Annotated in this window: 19 protein-coding genes and 1 pseudogene; 18 read left to right on the top strand and 2 right to left on the bottom strand. The window is 74.3% G+C overall.

Features of this window, described 5'->3' with window-relative positions:
* Positions 1-192 precede the first annotated feature (192 nt).
* From Q8R60_06965 to Q8R60_06975, 3 genes and pseudogenes are all read left to right on the top strand, one after another.
* A pseudogene (locus Q8R60_06965) lies at positions 193-1,011 on the top strand (S8 family serine peptidase).
* 33 nt (positions 1,012-1,044) lie between these two features.
* A complete protein-coding gene (locus Q8R60_06970) occupies positions 1,045-1,662 on the top strand; it encodes a DUF6308 family protein (protein ID MDP3712208.1) in 618 nt (205 codons plus the stop codon).
* A complete protein-coding gene (locus Q8R60_06975; protein ID MDP3712209.1) occupies positions 1,663-2,700 on the top strand; it encodes a potassium channel family protein in 1,038 nt (345 codons plus the stop codon). It abuts the gene before it with no gap.
* On the opposite strand, the gene Q8R60_06980 is transcribed toward Q8R60_06975, so the two are convergent.
* Entirely contained in the window at positions 2,697-3,317 is a 621-nt protein-coding gene (locus Q8R60_06980; GenBank protein ID MDP3712210.1) for a hypothetical protein, read from the bottom strand. The two genes, Q8R60_06975 and Q8R60_06980, sit on opposite strands and share 4 nt — an antisense overlap.
* A gap of 46 nt (positions 3,318-3,363) precedes the next feature.
* On the opposite strand from Q8R60_06980, the gene Q8R60_06985 reads away from it, so the two are divergent.
* On the top strand, positions 3,364-3,939 hold the full coding sequence (locus Q8R60_06985) for a hypothetical protein (protein MDP3712211.1): 576 nt from the start codon (positions 3,364-3,366) through the stop codon (positions 3,937-3,939).
* On the opposite strand, the gene Q8R60_06990 is transcribed toward Q8R60_06985, so the two are convergent.
* Positions 3,936-4,598, bottom strand: coding sequence for an LON peptidase substrate-binding domain-containing protein (locus tag Q8R60_06990; protein MDP3712212.1), 663 nt, complete (start codon positions 4,596-4,598; stop codon positions 3,936-3,938). The genes Q8R60_06985 and Q8R60_06990 overlap by 4 nt on opposite strands.
* Before the next feature lie 115 nt (positions 4,599-4,713).
* On the opposite strand from Q8R60_06990, the gene hisD reads away from it, so the two are divergent.
* The 14 genes from hisD to Q8R60_07060 all read left to right on the top strand — a co-directional run bounded on the left by hisD (position 4,714) and on the right by Q8R60_07060 (position 17,082).
* Positions 4,714-6,003, top strand: a complete 1,290-nt coding sequence (hisD, locus tag Q8R60_06995; GenBank protein MDP3712213.1) for a histidinol dehydrogenase — start codon at positions 4,714-4,716, stop codon at positions 6,001-6,003.
* A complete protein-coding gene (locus Q8R60_07000; protein MDP3712214.1) occupies positions 6,000-7,085 on the top strand; it encodes a histidinol-phosphate transaminase in 1,086 nt (361 codons plus the stop codon). The genes hisD and Q8R60_07000 overlap by 4 nt, the downstream gene beginning before the upstream one ends.
* 13 nt (positions 7,086-7,098) lie before the next feature.
* On the top strand, positions 7,099-7,842 hold the full coding sequence (locus tag Q8R60_07005) for a DUF2071 domain-containing protein (GenBank protein MDP3712215.1): 744 nt from the start codon (positions 7,099-7,101) through the stop codon (positions 7,840-7,842).
* Complete coding sequence (hisB, locus tag Q8R60_07010) at positions 7,839-8,426, top strand: imidazoleglycerol-phosphate dehydratase HisB (protein ID MDP3712216.1); 588 nt, start codon at positions 7,839-7,841, stop codon at positions 8,424-8,426. The genes Q8R60_07005 and hisB overlap by 4 nt, the downstream gene beginning before the upstream one ends.
* The gene (locus Q8R60_07015) at positions 8,423-8,581 is read left to right on the top strand and encodes a hypothetical protein (protein MDP3712217.1); all 159 of its coding nucleotides are present in this window, start codon (positions 8,423-8,425) and stop codon (positions 8,579-8,581) included. The genes hisB and Q8R60_07015 overlap by 4 nt, the downstream gene beginning before the upstream one ends.
* Positions 8,578-9,180 carry an imidazole glycerol phosphate synthase subunit HisH gene (gene hisH, locus Q8R60_07020; protein ID MDP3712218.1) on the top strand — a complete coding sequence of 201 codons (603 nt, stop codon included), beginning with the start codon at positions 8,578-8,580 and terminating at the stop codon, positions 9,178-9,180. Before Q8R60_07015 ends, hisH begins: the two co-directional genes overlap by 4 nt.
* Positions 9,177-9,506: a hypothetical protein gene (locus tag Q8R60_07025; GenBank protein MDP3712219.1), complete on the top strand. Its 330-nt coding sequence runs from the start codon at positions 9,177-9,179 to the stop codon at positions 9,504-9,506. Before hisH ends, Q8R60_07025 begins: the two co-directional genes overlap by 4 nt.
* 14 nt (positions 9,507-9,520) lie before the next feature.
* Positions 9,521-10,240 (top strand): bifunctional 1-(5-phosphoribosyl)-5-((5-phosphoribosylamino)methylideneamino)imidazole-4-carboxamide isomerase/phosphoribosylanthranilate isomerase PriA, encoded by a 720-nt coding sequence (gene priA / locus Q8R60_07030; GenBank protein MDP3712220.1) that lies wholly within the window; start codon positions 9,521-9,523, stop codon positions 10,238-10,240.
* A 204-nt stretch (positions 10,241-10,444) separates the two neighbouring features.
* Positions 10,445-11,218: a ParA family protein gene (locus tag Q8R60_07035; protein MDP3712221.1), complete on the top strand. Its 774-nt coding sequence runs from the start codon at positions 10,445-10,447 to the stop codon at positions 11,216-11,218.
* Positions 11,215-11,421 (top strand): hypothetical protein, encoded by a 207-nt coding sequence (locus Q8R60_07040; protein ID MDP3712222.1) that lies wholly within the window; start codon positions 11,215-11,217, stop codon positions 11,419-11,421. The genes Q8R60_07035 and Q8R60_07040 overlap by 4 nt, the downstream gene beginning before the upstream one ends.
* Positions 11,418-12,179, top strand: a complete 762-nt coding sequence (hisF, locus tag Q8R60_07045) for an imidazole glycerol phosphate synthase subunit HisF (protein MDP3712223.1) — start codon at positions 11,418-11,420, stop codon at positions 12,177-12,179. Before Q8R60_07040 ends, hisF begins: the two co-directional genes overlap by 4 nt.
* Positions 12,180-12,257: 78 nt before the next feature.
* Positions 12,258-14,093: an ABC transporter ATP-binding protein gene (locus Q8R60_07050; GenBank protein MDP3712224.1), complete on the top strand. Its 1,836-nt coding sequence runs from the start codon at positions 12,258-12,260 to the stop codon at positions 14,091-14,093.
* Positions 14,090-15,895, top strand: coding sequence for an ABC transporter ATP-binding protein (locus tag Q8R60_07055; GenBank protein MDP3712225.1), 1,806 nt, complete (start codon positions 14,090-14,092; stop codon positions 15,893-15,895). Before Q8R60_07050 ends, Q8R60_07055 begins: the two co-directional genes overlap by 4 nt.
* Positions 15,892-17,082: an MFS transporter gene (locus Q8R60_07060; protein ID MDP3712226.1), complete on the top strand. Its 1,191-nt coding sequence runs from the start codon at positions 15,892-15,894 to the stop codon at positions 17,080-17,082. The genes Q8R60_07055 and Q8R60_07060 overlap by 4 nt, the downstream gene beginning before the upstream one ends.
* Positions 17,083-17,114: the final 32 nt, after the last annotated feature.

Consider the following 17,114-nt stretch of genomic DNA (forward strand, 5'->3'; position numbering starts at 1 on the left):
GGTTCAACCATCGACGCCTTCACGGCGAGATTGGGCTGCTCCCACCGGTCGAGTACGAGACCCTGCACCGCAAGTCCAGCCTCACCGAAGCAACCCGCTTCGCGTGAGTTCAGACCCTCCATCAAACCCGGTACTTGACACCCCGCCCGCAACCCGCGCCCTGGGCAGCGCTGGGACGACCGGGCCCGCGACCCCTATGACGACAACGGCCACGGCACCGCGGTCGCGTCGATGGCCGTCGGACGCAACCGGTCGGCGAGCAAGAGCCCCTCGGCAGCCCCCGGCTACCGACTGGCCGTTGCCCGCGTGCTCAACGCCGGCGACCTCCTCGACGGCGACCTGGCGGCCGCGATCCGCTGGGCCACCGTCACCGTCAGGGCCGATGTCGTCAGCATGTCCGTCAACCTCGCGGCGCCGCTGCCGGCTGCTACCCCGGTGGTGAGCGACCTGTTTGCGGCGCTCGAGGAGGCCCGCGACGCGGGGGTGTCGGTCGTGGTCTCCAACGGCAACGGCTGGGGCAACGTGGGTGCGCTCCCCGGCGAGCCCGGGTGGGCCCGCGGCTTCGGCAACTCACGCGCCGCGCTGTCGGTGGGGGCAGCGGGGGAGCAGGGCCTGCTCTTCACGACGGACCCGGAGGTGGTCGCCGAGCACGTTCCGACCTCGGCTGCTGCGACCGCGGACGATGCCTACTCGCCGGACGGCGGCACCAGCTTCGCTGCGCCGTTCGTCGCGGGTCTGGCCGCGCGAGCGGTGGAGGCTGCCCGGCGCCGCGGGCGTCCCGCGCACCCCGCCCGGGTCGAGCAGCTGCTCAAGCACGTGGCGGTCGACACGGTGACGCCGCCGACGTGGGAGGGCTACGGCGAGCTCGACCTGTCTGTGCTGCCTCTGCTCCTGCGGCACGCCGCCGCCGGGACGCTGCCTCCGCGCCCCCAGCCCGACGTCAGCGGCACCTACGTCGAGAGCGTCGCTGGCACCTTGCGCGAGGTGTGGACCGGCCCGCTCCCGCCGTGAGCCGGCGCGTGGCAGGCTGACGGCGTGGACACCATGCGCCTGTGTGCCGGCACGCTGGAGGTGGAGCACCCCGACCAGGTCCTGCTCGACTACCTCGACGTGCGCAACGGCTACGCCTACCCCGCCTACGACCGGCTCGTGACCAACGGTGCGTCGTCGCTCGTCGACGCGGACCTGCTCGCGCCCGCCCTCATCGGCACCGAGGTCGACCGCGGTCGCTTCCGGCTGCTGAGCGAGCTGCTGCCCCACATCCAGGGCGTCGCCGACCTCCCGCCGGTGGCGCTGCAGGACGCCGGCGACGACGTCGTGTCCCAGGTCGCCGACCTGTTCGCCGTGCTCGACGAGACGCCCTACGCCGGCAAGGGCGTCCGCGGGACGATCCTGTCGAAGGTGCTGCACCGCAAGCGCCCCGACCTCGTGCCGCTCTACGACAGCCGCATCTTCGAGAGCTACACAGCACCCGGCGCCATCGAGCGCGCGGCGCACCGCAGCTGGCGCGAGTTCATGGGCCTGCTCTGCCTGCAGATGCGCGACGACCTGCGCAGCGAGGCTGACGCGTTCGCCGAGCTCGACCGGGTCTGCGACTCCGCGGTCCCGTCCCTGCGTGTGCTCGACGTCCTCGTCTGGCGCACGGCGGACAGCTGGCACTGAGTGGCCGTCCTGCCCCGGCTCCGGCCGGTTCCCGTGGTCGCGAGCGACGCGACGCTCGTCCTGCCGCAAAAGGAGCTCGCGCCGCTCGCCTCCGTCGTACGCCGCCTTGTCATCGCGCTGGGGCTGCTGCTCGGCGTCGCCGTCTTCGTCTGGCTCGACGGCGACGGCTACCGCGACGTCAACGAGGACGGGGTGTCCTTCCTCGATGCGCTCTACTACTCGACAGTCAGCCTCTCCACGACCGGCTACGGCGACATCACGCCGGCGAGCGACACGGCCCGGCTGCTCAACGTCCTCGTCATCACGCCCATGCGGATCCTCTTTCTCATCGTCCTCGTCGGCACCACCGTCGAGGTCCTCACCGAGCGCACCCGCGACCAGATCCGGCAGAGCCGGTGGAGGGCCACCTTGCGAGACCACACGATCGTCGTCGGCTACGGCACAAAGGGGCGCAGCGCGGTGCGCGCCCTCATCGAGGACGGCACCGACCTGTCGCAGGTCGTCGCGGTCGAGTCCGACCCGCGCCACGTCGCGGAGGCGACCGCCGACGGGATCGCGGTAGTGCAGGGCGACGGCACCCGCGACGAGGTGCTCGCCCGGGCGCAGCTCGCGACGGCCGCACGCGTCGTCGTGGCGGTCCCGCGCGACGACTCAGCCGTGCTCGTCACCCTGACGGTGCGAACGGGCAACCCGACGGCCTACGTCGTCGCGGCCGTCCGTGAGTCGCAGAACGCCGCGCTGCTCAAGCACTCCGGCGCCGACGCGGTGATCGTGTCGTCGGAGGCCGCCGGCCGGCTGCTCGGCGTGTCGGTCGCGTCGCCCGCGACGGGCGCGGTCTTCGAGGACCTGCTCGTGCCCGGCGAGGGACTCGAGCTCGTCAACCGAGCGATCGCCCCCGCCGAGGTCGGCAGCGACGTGCGGGCGACCGCCGACCTCGTCGTCGCGGTGGTCCGAGAGGGAGCGACGCTGCACTTCTGCGACCCCGGGGTGTCGCCGCTGAAGGCCGGCGACCAGCTCGTGGTGGTGCGCGGCAACTAGCTCGCGGCGCGGGCGACCAGGGCCTTGGCGATCCTGACGGCCACGGAAGGGTCGGGCGTCGGGCGCGCGCCGTAGGCCACCAGCCAGGTCGTGGGCCCGGACCGGAAGCGCAGGGTGAGCAGCTGCCCACCGTTGTCGGGCAGCGGCTGGGTGCTGGCCGCGGACTGGTCTCCCACCTGCTCCACCGCGACCTTCGTGCCGCCACCCGCTGCGAGGTCACCAGCGAGGTCGGCGCTGGCGCCCTTCACCGTGCGGAAGCGCACCGCCACGACCGACAGGACCCGGCCGTCGGTCGGGTGGGCGTACAGCACCGTGTAGGCGCTGGTGAAGCCGTTGGCCTTCAGGGCCTTGCCTGCCGCAGCAGGGTCGGCGGAGAAGGCCGCGATCGCTGCGAGGTCGCGCCGGCCGGTCGCGGTGAGCAGCGGGGTCATGCCCGCCGGTGCCTCGGCGGGCGTCGGGACGAGCTCGCGCAGCGGGTCGGGAGGCAGTGTGATGCCGGGGACGGGCGCGGAGACCACTGCCGCGCTCGGCCGGTCGTCGCCGTCGGAGCTGCAGCCTGACAGCGGCAGCACGAGCATCAGACCACCGGTGAGCAGACGGAGCGGGGCGCGGCGCACGCGGGGCAGAGTACGGGTCGGAGCGCCCGGAAGGCAGGATGTGGGGGTGATGAACCCGTGGGCGCCGCCGGAGCGCGACCTCAGCACCGGACCGCTCGCTGCCTTCGGGAAGGGGCCGCACGCGCCGTCGCCGCGGCCGTCGCTGCTCTCGGACCTGCTCGTCGCCCTCAGCGTGGCCGCGGGCGTGCTGCTCCTGGCGGCACCCGTGGGTCTGCTCTGGTCGGCCCTCGCCCCCCACGCTGACGTCGTCGTGCAGGCGCAGGGAGCGGGCTTCACCGAGCCCGAGGCCGAGGACTTCATCGGCTCCGACGCGTCCTTCGTCCTGCTCACCTGCCTGGTGGGCGGGGCGATCGGCTACGCCTGCTGGCGCACGCTTCGGCGCTGGGGCCCGGCTGTCGTGGTCGCGCTGGCGATCGCGTCGCTGGCCGCGTCGTTCGTCGCCGCCGAGGTCGGCACCCGGGTCGGGCGGGCGGACTTCCGCGCGGCCGTCGCCTCGGGCGCGCCGGCCGAGCTCGAGGCCAACGTCCGGCTGCTGGCCCGTGAGGCGACCGTCGGCTGGCCGCTCGCCGCCCTGCTCGGCTTCCTCGTCCCGCTGGCCTACAAGCGGGACGCTGCCTCCTAGTTGGGGTTGACCGGCGTCCGGGCGAGCTCGGGCGCGGGGGCGCTCGACAGCACGCTCAGCAGCCGTGTCTCGTGGCGCAGCAGGGCCAGCTCGGCCCGCAGCCTGGTCGTGGCGTCCGTCGCGGCGAGCAGCCGCTGGCGGTCCTCGAGGTCGATGAGCAGGGCCGCGGCGACGGCGTAGGACAGCGCGGTGGGGTCGCTCGGCAGGTCGAGCTCGTCGAGCCCCTCGCCGGAGGCCGAGCGAAGGGCTGCGAGGTAGTCGCCGGTGGCCTCGCCGACCGCGGTGGCCAGCACCCCGGCGAGCGCCTCGTCACCGACCTCGTCGCGAAGCAGGTCGACGTGGCCGCGCAGGTAGGGCTTTCCGCGCTCGAGCGCACCGAGCCGGAAGCGCTGCCCGCCCGTCACGACGATGTCGTAGCGCCCGTCGGGGTAGGGCGAGACCCGCCGCAGCCTCGCGACCGTGCCGACCTCGTGCAGCGCAGCCACGCCCTCCTCGCCGACCTCCCGGCCCTGGCGGATCGCGATGATCCCGATGTCGCGCTGGTCCTCGGGTCGTTCGAGCAGCTCGCCGACGAGCACGCGGTAGCGGTCCTCGAAGACGTGCAGCGGCAGGACGAGCCCGGGCAGCAGCACGAGGCCGAGCGGGAAGAGCGGGAGCACCTGTCGAGGGTAGGTCGCGTGGCGGCTGTCACGCCGGTCTCGGGCGGTGCGCGCTGATCACCGCCGGTAGCGTGGGCAGTCCGCCAGCCCCCACCGCCAGACCTGGAGCGCCGCCGTGCTGACCCGGATCGACCTACGCGGTCGACGTGACGCCGACCCGCTCCCGCTGCTGCCGCGCGCGGTCCTCGACGTCGCCGCCGGCACCGACCTGGTGCGCCCCACCGTGGAGGACGTCCGCGACCGGGGGCTGGCCGCCGTGCTGGACGCCACCGAGCGCTTCGACGGAGTCCGGCTCGAGACCGTCCGCGTCCCGGCTGAGGCCTTGACCGCGGCCCTTGCCGCGCTCGACCCGGCCGTGCGCGCCGCACTCGAGGAGGCGGTCGTGCGGGCCCGTCGCGTCTCGACCGCCCAGCTGCGCGCCGACGAGGTCGTGCAGGTCGTCGAGGGCGCCACCGTGACCGAGCGCTGGGTGCCGGTCCGCCGCGTCGGCCTCTACGTCCCCGGCGGCCGCGTGGCCTACCCGAGCTCGGTCGTCATGAACGTCGTGCCCGCCCAGGTGGCCGGCGTCGAGAGCCTCGCCGTCTGCTCGCCCCCGAAGGCCGACGGCCTGCCGCACCCGGTCGTCATGGCCGCCTGCGCCCTGCTCGGCGTCGAGGAGGTCTACGCCGTCGGTGGCGCCCAGGCCGTCGCGATGCTGGCCTACGGCATCGAGGGCTGCCCTCGCGTCGACGTCATCACCGGCCCCGGCAACGTCTACGTCACCGCGGCCAAGCGGCTCGTGCAGGGCAAGGTCGGCATCGACTCCGAGGCGGGCCCGACCGAGATCGCGATCCTCGCCGACGACACTGCCGTCGCGGCTCACGTCGCCGCCGACCTCGTCGCCCAGGCCGAGCACGACCCGCTCGCTGCGTGCCTGCTGGTCACCCCGAGCGAGGCGCTGCTCGACGCCGTCGACGCGGAGCTGCGCACGCAGGTCCCGGCGTCCACGCACCGCGAGCGCATCGAGACCGCCCTCGCCGGCCAGTCCTCCCACGTCCTCGTCGAGGACCTCGAGCAGGGCCTCGAGGTCGTCGACGCCTGGGCGGCCGAGCACCTCGAGGTCATCACGGCCGACGCCCCGGAGCGGGCCCGCCGGGTCCGCAACGCCGGCGCGGTCTTCATCGGCGGCCACACCCCGGTGTCGCTCGGCGACTACCTCGCGGGCTCCAACCACGTGCTGCCCACCGGCGGCACCGCGCGCTTCTCCAGCGGGCTGTCAGCGCAGTCGTTCCTCAAGCGGATGTCGCTCGTCCACTACACCGCCGAGGCGCTCGCCACCGTCGCCCCCCACGTCACCGCGCTCGGCGGGGCGGAGGACCTGCACGCCCACGTCGAGGCCGTGCAGGTCCGGGTGCGGGACCGGTGAGCCTGCCGGTCCGCGACGACCTGGTCGGCAAGCGCCCCTACGGCGCTCCGCAGCTGCCTGACGCCGTCCAGCTCAACGTCAACGAGAATCCCTTCCCGCCGTCGGAGGCACTCGTCGCCGACATCGCGGCGGCGGTCGCGCAGGCGGCGCGCACCCTCAACCGCTACCCCGACCGCGACGCGATCGCCCTGCGGACGGACCTCGCGTCGTACCTCTCCAGGGTCACCGGGGTCGCCCTGTCGGTCGGCCAGGTCTGGGCGGCGAACGGCTCCAACGAGGTGCTGCAGCAGGTCTGCCAGGCCTTCGGCGGGAGCGGCCGCACCGCGCTCGGGTTCGAGCCGTCGTACTCCATGCACCCCCTGCTCGCACAGGGCACCGGCATGCGCTGGGTCGGTGAGCTGCGGGCCCCCGACTTCACCCTCGGTGCCGACGCCGCGGTCGCCGCGGTACGCGCCCACCGGCCGGCGGTCACCTTCCTCACGACCCCCAACAACCCGACCGGCACCGTCACCGGGCTCGACGTCGTGGCCGCGGTCTGCGAGGCGAGCGACGGCATGGTCGTGGTCGACGAGGCGTACGCCGAGTTCGGCGCGGCGACCTCCGCGGTCACCCTGCTCGCCGACTTCCCGCGGCTGCTCGTGTCGCGCACGATGTCGAAGGCCTTCGCCGGGGCGGGCCTGCGGCTCGGCTACCTCGCCGCGTCGGAGGAGGTCGTCGACGCTCTCCAGCTGGTGCGGCTGCCCTACCACCTGTCGGCCCTCACCCAGGCCGCCGCCCGGGCCGCCCTCGCGCGCACCGACGAGCTGCTCGGCACGGTCGACGCCGTCAAGGCGCAGCGCGACCGGATGGTCGCCGGCATCACCGCGCTCGGCCTGACGGTCGTCCCCACCGGCGCGAACTTCTGCCTGTTCGGGCCGTTCACCGACCCGCCCGCGACGTGGCGGTCGCTGCTCGACGCGGGCGTGCTCGTCCGCGACCTGTCCACCACCCCGGGCCTGGCCGGCTGGCTGAGGGTCAACGCCGGCACGCCCGACGAGACGTCCGCCTTCCTGGCAGCCCTTGCCGGTGTGGTCCAGGGCTGACGTGGTCGAGCCCGTGACGGACTCGCCACCCCGGGAGGTGCGGCGCGCGGTCTTCCGGCAGAGCTGGCAGGACCTCACCTTCCTGCACTGGCCGGTGGACCCCGCCGTCGTGGCGCCGCTGCTGCCCGCAGGGACCCGACCCGACGTGCACGAGGGCCAGACCTGGGTCGGGCTGGTCCCGTTCGTCATGTCTGGCGTGCGGATCCTGGGGACTCCCGCGATCCCGCACCTGTCGCACTTCGCCGAGACCAACGTCCGCCTCTACGCCGTCGACGGCACGGGCCGGCGTGGCGTGGTCTTCAGGTCGCTGGAGGCCGCCCGGCTGCTGCCCGTCCTCGCGGCCCGTGCCACCTACCACCTGCCCTACACCTGGGCCCGGATGTCGGTCGCGCGCGACGGCGACAGTCGGACCTACACCACGCGGCGCCGCTGGCCCGGACCGAGAGGGGCCGGTGGCACGGTGCGGGTGCGGATCGGCGACGAGCTGCGAGCCCCGGACCCGCTGAGCAGCTTCCTCACGTCGCGGTGGGGGCTGTTCTCGACCTGGTACGGCGGGCAGACGGCCTGGGCGCCGGTGCACCACGCGCCCTGGCGGCTCCACGCAGCGACGGCCGTCGTCAGCGACGACCTCGTCGTGGCAGCTGGCCTGCCGGCTCCGGACCTCCCGCCCCACGTGCTGTGGTCGCCGGGTGTCGACGTGCGGATCGGTCGGCCGACGCGGCTGGACCTGTCGAGCGCGGATAGCCTGATCCCATGAGCCGCAGGGCGCTTGTCGAGCGCGTGACCAAGGAGAGCGACGTCCGCGTCGAGCTCGACATCGACGGGACCGGTCAGGCCTCGTCCGACACCGGGGTCCCCTTCTTCGACCACATGGTCGCGCAACTCGGTCGGCACGGCGGGTTCGACCTGACCGTCGTCACCAAGGGCGACCTCGAGGTCGACGCCCACCACACCGTCGAGGACACCTCGCTCGCGATCGGTCAGGCGCTGCGCGAGGCGCTGGGCGACAAGGCCGGCATCCGCCGCTTCGGCGACGCACTGGTGCCGCTCGATGAGTGCCTGGTGCAGGCCGCCGTGGACCTGTCCGGCCGGCCCTACCTCGTGCACGAGGAGCCGCAGATCGTCGAGCTGATCGGCTCCTACGACACGACGCTCACCAAGCACATCTGGGAGAGCTTCGTCGCGCAGTCCGGCATCGCCCTGCACGTGCGGGTGCTGTCGGGCCGCAACGCCCACCACGTCGTGGAGGCGCAGTTCAAGTCCGTCGCGCGGGCGCTGCGCACCGCCTGCGAGCTGGACCCGCGGGTGGCGGGAGTGCCCTCCACCAAGGGCTCGCTGTGAGCTGGCTGACGGTCCTCTACGTGCTGTTCGTCGCGGGCGCCCTCGCCGGCGCGGGGTGGCCCTGCCGGATCGCGTTCTCGTCGTGGCGCTCGGGGCGGGCGACCCCCGATGCCGTGACGCCCGCGCGGCCGCGCCGCCCGAAGGTCCGGCGGTGACGCGGGTCGTCGTCCTCGACCACGGCTCCGGCAACCTGCGCTCCGCCGAGCGCGCGCTCGCTCGGGCCGGGGCCGACGTCGAGGTCACCAGCGACGAGCAGGCCGCCCGCGAGGCGGACGGTCTCGTCGTACCCGGTGTGGGTGCCTTCGCCCACTGCATGGCCGCGGTCAACGCGGTGCGCGGCGCGACGGTCGTCTGGGACCGGCTGCGCAAGGGGCGGCCGGTGCTCGGCATCTGCGTCGGGATGCAGGTGCTGTTCGAGAAGGGCGTCGAGCACGGCGTCGAGACCACCGGTATGGGGATCCTGCCCGGCACCGTCACCCGGCTGCAGGCCGACGTCGTGCCGCACATGGGCTGGAACACCGTCGACGTGCCGGCCGGCTCTGCGCTGTTCGCGGGCGTCGAGGACCAGCGCTTCTACTTCGTGCACTCCTACGCCGCCCGCGAGGTCCCGGACGCGCTGACCACCACCGCGGTCCACGGCGAGCGCTTCGCCGCTGCCGTCGAGCGCGGGCCGCTGTCGGCCACCCAGTTCCACCCGGAGAAGAGCGGCGACGCGGGTCTCGCGCTGCTGCAGAACTGGTTGAGGACGCTGTGAGCAAGCAGCGTCAGCGCGATCGCGAGGCCCGGCAGGCCGCCCGGGCCGCCGAGGTCGCGCGCGCAGCCAAGGCCCGTGAGCGCAAGGCGCGCGTCGAGAAGCTCAAGCCCACGATCCCGCCCCGGCCCCCGAAGCAGAAGCGGTTCGGGGCGTTGCCCACCCGGGTCCGGCTCAGCCTCGCGGTCGGCTGGCTCGCCACGCAGTTCCTCGTGTGGCAGGTCTTCCCCGAGACCCGCACCCGCATCGGCTTCGCGATCATGTCGCTTGCCGCACTGCCCCTCGTCGTGGTCCTCACCCGCGACACCGCCACCAGGAGACGACTGTGAACCCGCTCGAGCTGCTGCCCGCCGTCGACGTCGCCGACGGGCAGGCGGTCCGCCTCGTCCAAGGAGCCGCCGGCTCGGAGACGTCCTACGGCTCACCGCTCGACGCGGCGCTGCAGTGGCAGACCGATGGTGCGGAGTGGGTCCACCTCGTCGACCTCGACGCGGCCTTCGGACGCGGCAGCAACTACGACCTGCTCGTCGACGTCGTCGGTCGCCTCGACGTGCGGGTCGAGCTGTCGGGCGGCATCCGCGACGACGAGTCCCTCGAGCGGGCGCTCGCCACCGGCTGCGCGCGCGTCAACCTCGGGACCGCGGCGCTCGAGACCCCCGAGTGGTGCGCGTCGGCGATCGCCCGCCACGGCGACCGGATCGCCGTCGGCCTCGACGTGCGCGGCACGACCCTGTCGGCGCGCGGCTGGACCCAGGACGGTGGCGAGCTGTTCGAGGTCCTCGCGCGCCTCGACGCCGAGGGCTGCGCGCGCTACGTCGTCACCGACGTCAAGCGCGACGGCACCCTGACCGGCCCCAACGTCGAGCTGCTGCGTGACGTCTGCGCCGCCACCGATCGCCCTGTCGTCGCCTCCGGTGGCGTGTCGTCGCTGGACGACCTGCGGGTGCTCGTCGGCCTGGTGGGCGACGGGGTCGAAGGGGCCATCGTCGGCAAGGCGCTCTACGCGGGTGCCTTCACGCTCCCGGAGGCCCTGCAGGCCGTCGCCGCCGCCGCCACCCCCTGACCCTGCCGCCACCCCCGTCCTGCCGCCGCCCCCGCACCCACCGCGGCGACGATCTTCGCCTCCTTGCGATCTGGTGAGCGTGGCGGTCCGCAAGAGGGCGAAGATCACCGGGGGTTGCGGGGCGGGGGTTGCGGGGCGGGGGGTGAGCGAGGACACGGCGGCGGGACAGGGGCAGCGGGCCTGCGGGCTGCGACACTCTGCGGCATGAGGCTGGCCGTCTGCTCGTCCAAGGGCGGCGTGGGCAAGACCGCCACCGCCGCCAACCTCGCCGCAGCGCTCGGCGCCCGCGGCCTGCGGGTGCTCGCTGTCGACGCCGACCCGCAGGACTCCCTGGGTCGCGCCTTCGGGGTGGTCGCGAAGGGCCGCGACGACTCCCTCGCCGGGCTGCTCGAGGACCTCGACGCCGACCCTCGCTCGGTGGTCCGCACCGACGCCGCCCCCGGTGTCGACGTGCTGCCTGCCCACTCCTCGCTGGAAGCAGTCGGGACGGCGCTGGCGGCTCAGGGCGGGATCACGACGGCCGTACGCCGGGTCCTGCGCCCCCTCGTCGACGACTACGACCACGTGCTGCTCGACACCCACGGCGACCTGGGCAACCTCACGCTGGCTGCCGTGTGCGCGGCCGACGCGGTCCTGACGGTCTTCACCTCTGACCCGGGCTCGGCGCTCGGCGCGGTCCGGGTGTCGGCCTTCCTCGACCAGCACCGCCGCTTCGAGAACACCTCCGCGCAGCTGCTCGGCCTGGCCTGCTCCCTGTGGGACAAGGAGGGGCGGGCCGCCCGCGAGGTGGCCGAGGCGCTCGCCGGCACCGACCTGCCCCTGCTCGAGACGCGCATCCCGCTGTCGCGCCGGGTGCCCAGCGCCACCCTCGCCAAGCGGCCGGTGGTGCTGTCCGCTCCTACCTCGCCGGTCGCGCTGGCCTACACCGCGCTCGCCGACGAGGTGCTCGCCGCAGCCACCGCCAGGGGGATCGCGTGAACGACCTGCTCGACGACCTGCAGGCCGAGCGGGTCGCGCCCAAGCCGGCGCTGCCCCGCCCGCCCGACGACAGCACCCCGTCGGTGGCGCTGCGCTGGACCCCGCTCCAGTGGACCCGGCCGCGCCTGGCTGTCCCTGCCCGTGGCGGGTTGAGCCTGCGGGTCGGTCCGCTGACCGTCGAGCTCACCCGCACCGACCCGTGACCCGCGCCGTCCGGGTGGTGCCCTGCCTCGACGTCGACGCGGGGCGGGTCGTGAAGGGCGTCAACTTCACCGACCTCGTCGACGCGGGCGACCCCGTCGAGATGGCCCGGGTCTACGACGCCGAGGGTGCCGACGAGCTGGTGTTCCTCGACATCACCGCGAGCAGCGGGTCGCGCGAGACGACCTACGACGTGGTCCGCCGGACCGCCGAGCAGGTCTTCATCCCCCTGACCGTCGGCGGTGGCGTCCGCTCCGTCGACGACGTCGACCGGCTGCTGCGGGCCGGCGCCGACAAGGTCGGGGTCAACACCGCGGCGATCGCCCGGCCCGAGCTGCTCAGCGACATCGCGACCCGCTTCGGCAACCAGGTGCTGGTCCTCTCGGTCGACGCCCGGCGCGCGCCGGGCACCCCGAGCGGCTACGAGGTCACCACCCACGGCGGCCGTCAGGGCACCGGGCTCGACGCGGTCGAGTGGGCGGCCCGCGGCGAGCAGCTCGGCGTCGGTGAGGTCCTGCTCAACTCGATGGACGCCGACGGCACCCGCGCCGGCTACGACCTCGAGATGCTGCGGGCCGTGCGGTCCGCCGTGCACGTGCCCGTGATCGCGAGCGGGGGAGCGGGTGCGCTGGAGCACTTCGCACCCGCCGTCGACGCGGGCGCGGACGCCGTGCTCGCGGCCAGCGTCTTCCACTTCGGCCAGCTCACGATCGGCGACGTCAAGGGCGCGCTGCGGGAGGCCGGCCACCCGGTCCGCTGAGCCGCGCGGGAATCACGGGTGACACCCCGGTGTCGGTACTGGGAGGGTGCGCCCGCCCCTGACGACCCGAGGAGCCGCGTGACCGACCCCGCACGGACACCGCCCGGTGTGATCCGCCGGGGCTTCGGCGTCCTCTGGGTCGCGGTCACCGAGCAGCGGGGGATCTTCGCGGTCTCCGCCGTCGGGTCGGCGCTGTTCGGTCTCATGACGATCGCGCAGGCCTACGTCTTCGGCCACATCACCGAGACCGTCATCGAGCCGAGCATCCGCCGCGGTGACGTCTCGACCGCGGCGCTGGTCGGCAGCTTCCTCGCCGTCCTCGGGGTCGCGACACTGAAGATCGTAGGCATCATCGCCCGACGCATCGGGGCCGGGATCATGCAGTACCGCCTGCAGGCCGACTACCGCCGCCGGGTCACTCGCCAGTACCTCCGCCTCCCGCTCGCCTGGCACCAGCGCCACCCGACCGGCCAGCTGCTCTCCAACGCCAACAGCGACGTCGAGGCGGCGTGGGGGCCCATCGCGCCCTTCCCGTTCGCGGTCGGTGTCGTCGTCATGCTGGTGGGGACACTCGGCCTGCTCGTCGTCACCGACCCGGTGCTGGCGCTGGTCGGCTCGATCGTCTTCCCGGCGATCGCCGTCCTCACGGTCGTCTACTCCACGCGGATGACGCCGCTCATGACGCTCGCGCAGCAGCAGCGCGGCGAGGTCAGCACCATCGCCCACGAGTCGTTCGACGGCGCGCTCGTCGTCAAGACGCTCGGCAGGGAGGCGGACGAGACGGCCCGCTTCCGGGCCAAGGCGCTCGAGCTGCGCGACACGATGACGCAGGTCGGCCGCGTGCGCGGGCTCTTCGACCCGGTCATGGAGGCGCTGCCCGTCATCGGTGTGCTCGTCGTCCTCGTCGCCGGCACCTCGCGGGTCGGCAGCGGCGCGATCGACAGCGGCGAGCTGGTCCGTGTCGCCTACCTCTTCACCCTGCTCGCCTTCCCCGTCCGCGCGGTCGGCTGGGTCCTCAACGAGCTGCCGCGCAGCGTCGTCGGCTGGGACCGCGTCCAGGGCGTGCTCACCGCGCAGGGCTCCCTCGAGCACGGCACCGCCGACCTTCCGGGCCACGGCCCGGTGTCGGTCGCGCTGCGCGGGGCGGGGTTCGCCCACGGCGACGACGTCGTCCTGACCGACGTCAGCTTCGAGGTCCCCGCGGGCCGGACCGTCGCACTGGTCGGTCCCACCGGCGCGGGCAAGTCCACCGTCGCCTCGCTGCTCGTCCGCCTCGTCGACCCGGTCACCGGCCAGGTCGCGTACGACGACACCCCGCTGCCGGCTCTCGCCCCGGGCCAGGTCGCCCGCTCCGCCGCGCTGGTCCCCCAGCAGACCTTCCTGTTCGACGACACCGTGCGCGGCAACGTCACGCTCGGTCAACCCTTCACCGACGACGAGGTCTGGACCGCGCTGCAGGTCGCGCAGGCCGAGCGCTTCGTGCGCGCCCTGCCCGCGGGGCTCGACACCGTGGTGGGTGAGCGCGGCACGACGCTCTCCGGTGGCCAGCGGCAGCGGCTCGCGCTCGCGCGGGCGCTCGTGCGCCGCCCGCGGCTGCTCGTCCTCGACGACGCGACCTCCTCGGTCGACCCGCAGGTCGAGCAGCGCATCCTCACCGGGCTGCGCGCCGCAGGCCTGCCCTCGACGGTCGTCGTCGTGGCCTACCGCCGCGCGACGATCGCCCTCGCCGACGAGGTCGTCTTCCTCGACGACGGCCGCGTCACCGGGCGGGGCAGCCACGACCACCTGCTCGCGACCTCCGACGGCTACCGCAACCTCGTGACCGCTTACGAGCGCGCCGAGGCCGAGCGTGACGCCGTGGAGCTGGAGGCGCTCGAGGCGCTGGAGCAGCTCGAGACCGGCAGGGTGACGTGACCGCCACCAGCACCGCCGGCCCGACTGCCACGACCGTCGACGACCGCACCGTCGAGCGCGGGTCCTTCGCGACGCTCGCCCACGGCCTGCGGCTGACGCCGGAGTTCCGCCGTGGCCTGGGCGTCACGCTGCTGCTCGCGCTGCTCGCCACCGGCGGCAGGGTCGTCGTGCCCGTCGCGGTCCAGCAGACCATCGACCACGGCCTGCTCGCCGAGGGCGGACCCGACCTGGGGCTGGTCCGCCTGGCGTGCGGGCTCGCCCTGCTGGCCGTCCTGCTGACCGCCGTCGCGGCGTACCTCATGAACGTGCGGCTCTACCGCACCACCGAGGACGGCCTCGCGGCGCTGCGCGTGCGGGCGTTCCGCCGCGTCCACGACCTGTCGGTGCTGCACCAGCAGGCCGAGCGCCGCGGCTCGCTGGTCTCGCGGGTCACCTCCGACGTCGACACGATGAGCACCTTCATGCAGTGGGGCGGCCTGCTCGTGCTGGTCAGCGCCGCGCAGCTGCTGCTCGCGACCGTGCTGATGCTGGCCTGGTCGTGGCAGCTGACGCTGGTCACCTACCTGTGCTTCCTGCCGCTGTTCTTCGGGGTCCGGTGGTTCCAGAGCCGGCTGCAGCGGGCCTACGGCGCGGTCCGGGTGCGCATCGGTGAGCTGCTCGGAGCCATCGCCGAGTCGGTCGTCGGCGCGCCGGTCATCAAGGCGCACGGCGTCGAGGCCCGCACCGCGGAGCGCATCGACCTGGCGGTCTCCCGCACCCAGCAGGCCCAGACCGCGGCGCAGCGGATCGCCGCGACGACGTTCTCCTCAGGTGAGCTGACCGCCGCCGTCGCGACCGGCGCCGTGATCGTCGTCGGGGTGCTGCTGGGGGTGGACGGTGGCATCACCACGGGCCGACTGGTCGGCTTCCTGTTCCTCGTGACGCTGTTCGTCCAGCCGGTCCAGGTCGCGACCGAGGTCCTCAACGAGGCGCAGAACGCCGTCGCCGGCATGCGCCGCGTCCTCGGGGTGCTCGACACGCCGAGCGACGTCGCCGACCCGGTCGACGGCGTGGTGCTCCCGTCCGGACCCGTGGGCGTGCGCTTCGACGGCGTCTCCTACGCCTACCCCGGCGGGCCGACCGTCCTGCACGACGTCACCCTCGACATCGCGCCCCGCACCCGGGTCGCGGTCGTGGGGGAGACCGGGTCTGGCAAGACGACCTTCGCCAAGCTGCTCACCCGGTTGATGGACCCGACGACCGGAGAGGTCCTGCTGACGGGTGTCCCGCTGCGCGGGGTCGCCTTCGACTCCCTGCGCAGCCGGGTCGTGATGGTGCCCCAGGACGGCTTCCTGTTCGACACCACCGTCGCCGACAACGTCCGCTACGGCCGCAGCGACGCCACCGACGACGACATCGCCCTGGCGTTCACCGAGCTCGGCCTCGCCGACTGGGTCGAGGGGCTCCCGCACGGCCTGCAGACGGCGGTGGGCGAGCGCGGCGAGTCGCTGTCGGTGGGCGAGCGCCAGCTCGTCGCGATCGCGCGCGCCTACATCGCCGACCCCGACCTGCTCGTCCTCGACGAGGCGACCTCCGCGGTCGACCCCGCCACGGAGGTGCGGCTGCAGCGGGCCCTCGACTCGCTCACCCGCGGCCGCACGACGCTGGCGATCGCGCACCGGCTGTCGACCGCCGAGGCGGCCGACGAGGTGATCGTCGTCGACGCCGGCCGGGTCGTGCAGCGCGGGCCGCACCGCGAGCTCGTCGGGCAGCCGGGGGTCTACCGCCAGCTGCACGCCAGCTGGACGACCCAGTCCCGGTGACGGCGCGTCCCACCGCCGAGCGGGCGAGGACGGCGGTCGCGCTCGTCTTCGTCCTCAACGGCGTCGTGTTCGCCTCCTGGGTGTCCAGGCTCCCGGCCGTCCGGGACGCGCTCTCCCTGACCACGGGCGAGCTAGGTCTGCTGCTGCTGTGCCTGTCGGCGGGGTCCGTGCTCGGGCTGCCGCTCGCCGGCCCGCTGTCGACCCGGCTCGGCCCCGACCGCACCGTGGTGGCGGGAGCCGGCGTGGTCGGTGTCGGGCTGCTGCTCGTCGCCCGTGGTGTCTCCGGCGGTGACGCCCTCGCCACGGGTGTGGGCCTCGGCCTCACCGGACTCGGCGTCGGGGTGTGGGACGTCGCGATGAACGTCGAGGCCGCTGGCGTGGAGCGCGCGCTCGGCCGGGTCCTCATGCCGCGCTTCCACGCGGGCTTCAGCATCGGCACCGTCCTCGGGGCGCTGCTCGGAGCCGCCGCCGCGGCTCTCGACGTGGGGGTGCCGGTCCAGCTGTCGGTCACCGGGCTCGTCGCAGTCCTCGTCGTCACAGGCGCTGTGCGGGCCTTCCTGCCCGTCACCGCCGAGCACGCCGACCGGCAAGGGCTCTCGACCGCCGCGGCCTGGCGCGAGCCCCGCACCCTGGCCGTCGGCCTGCTCGTCCTGTGCTTCGCCTTCGCGGAGGGCACCGCCAACGACTGGCTCGCCGTCGCGCTGGTCGACGGCCACGGCGAGAGCGGCAGCACCGGTGCGCTGGGCTTCGCCTGCTTCGTCTCGACCATGACGCTGGTCCGGGCCACCGGCGGCGCGCTGCTCGCCCGGCACGGTCGCCCCGCGGTCCTGCGCGCGTCCGCAGCGCTCGCTGCGGTCGGCGTGGCCCTGGTCGTGACCGGTCCGTCGCTGCCCGTGGTGCTGCTCGGGGCGCTCGCCTGGGGAGCCGGCTCGGCGCTGGGCTTCCCGGTCGGGATGAGCGCCGCTGCCGACGACCCGCGGGGCGCTGCGGTCCGGGTGTCGGTCGTGAGCTCCATCGGCTACACCGCCTTCCTCGCGGGCCCGCCCCTGGTCGGGCTGCTCGCCGAGCCGCAGCGGCTCGGTGTCCTGCCCTCGCTGCTCGTGGTCCTCGTCGCCCTCGTCCTGGGGTCCCTGGTGGCGGCACGGACGGCACCGGCCACGGCGACGGTGAGGGCGCAGCAGGGCTGAGGGCCCGGGGGGTGCTGGACCGCACCGGGGTG

The organism is Mycobacteriales bacterium (genome assembly GCA_030697205.1).
Lineage (GTDB): Bacteria > Actinomycetota > Actinomycetes > Mycobacteriales > SCTD01 > JAUYQP01.

Coding starts and splice junctions, on each gene's coding strand:
- hisB (MDP3712216.1), top strand. CDS start 7,839: ATGAGCCGCAGGGCGCTTGTCGAGCGCGTGACCAAGGAGAGCGACGTC.
- Q8R60_07035 (MDP3712221.1), top strand. CDS start 10,445: ATGAGGCTGGCCGTCTGCTCGTCCAAGGGCGGCGTGGGCAAGACCGCC.
- Q8R60_06970 (MDP3712208.1), top strand. CDS start 1,045: ATGCGCCTGTGTGCCGGCACGCTGGAGGTGGAGCACCCCGACCAGGTC.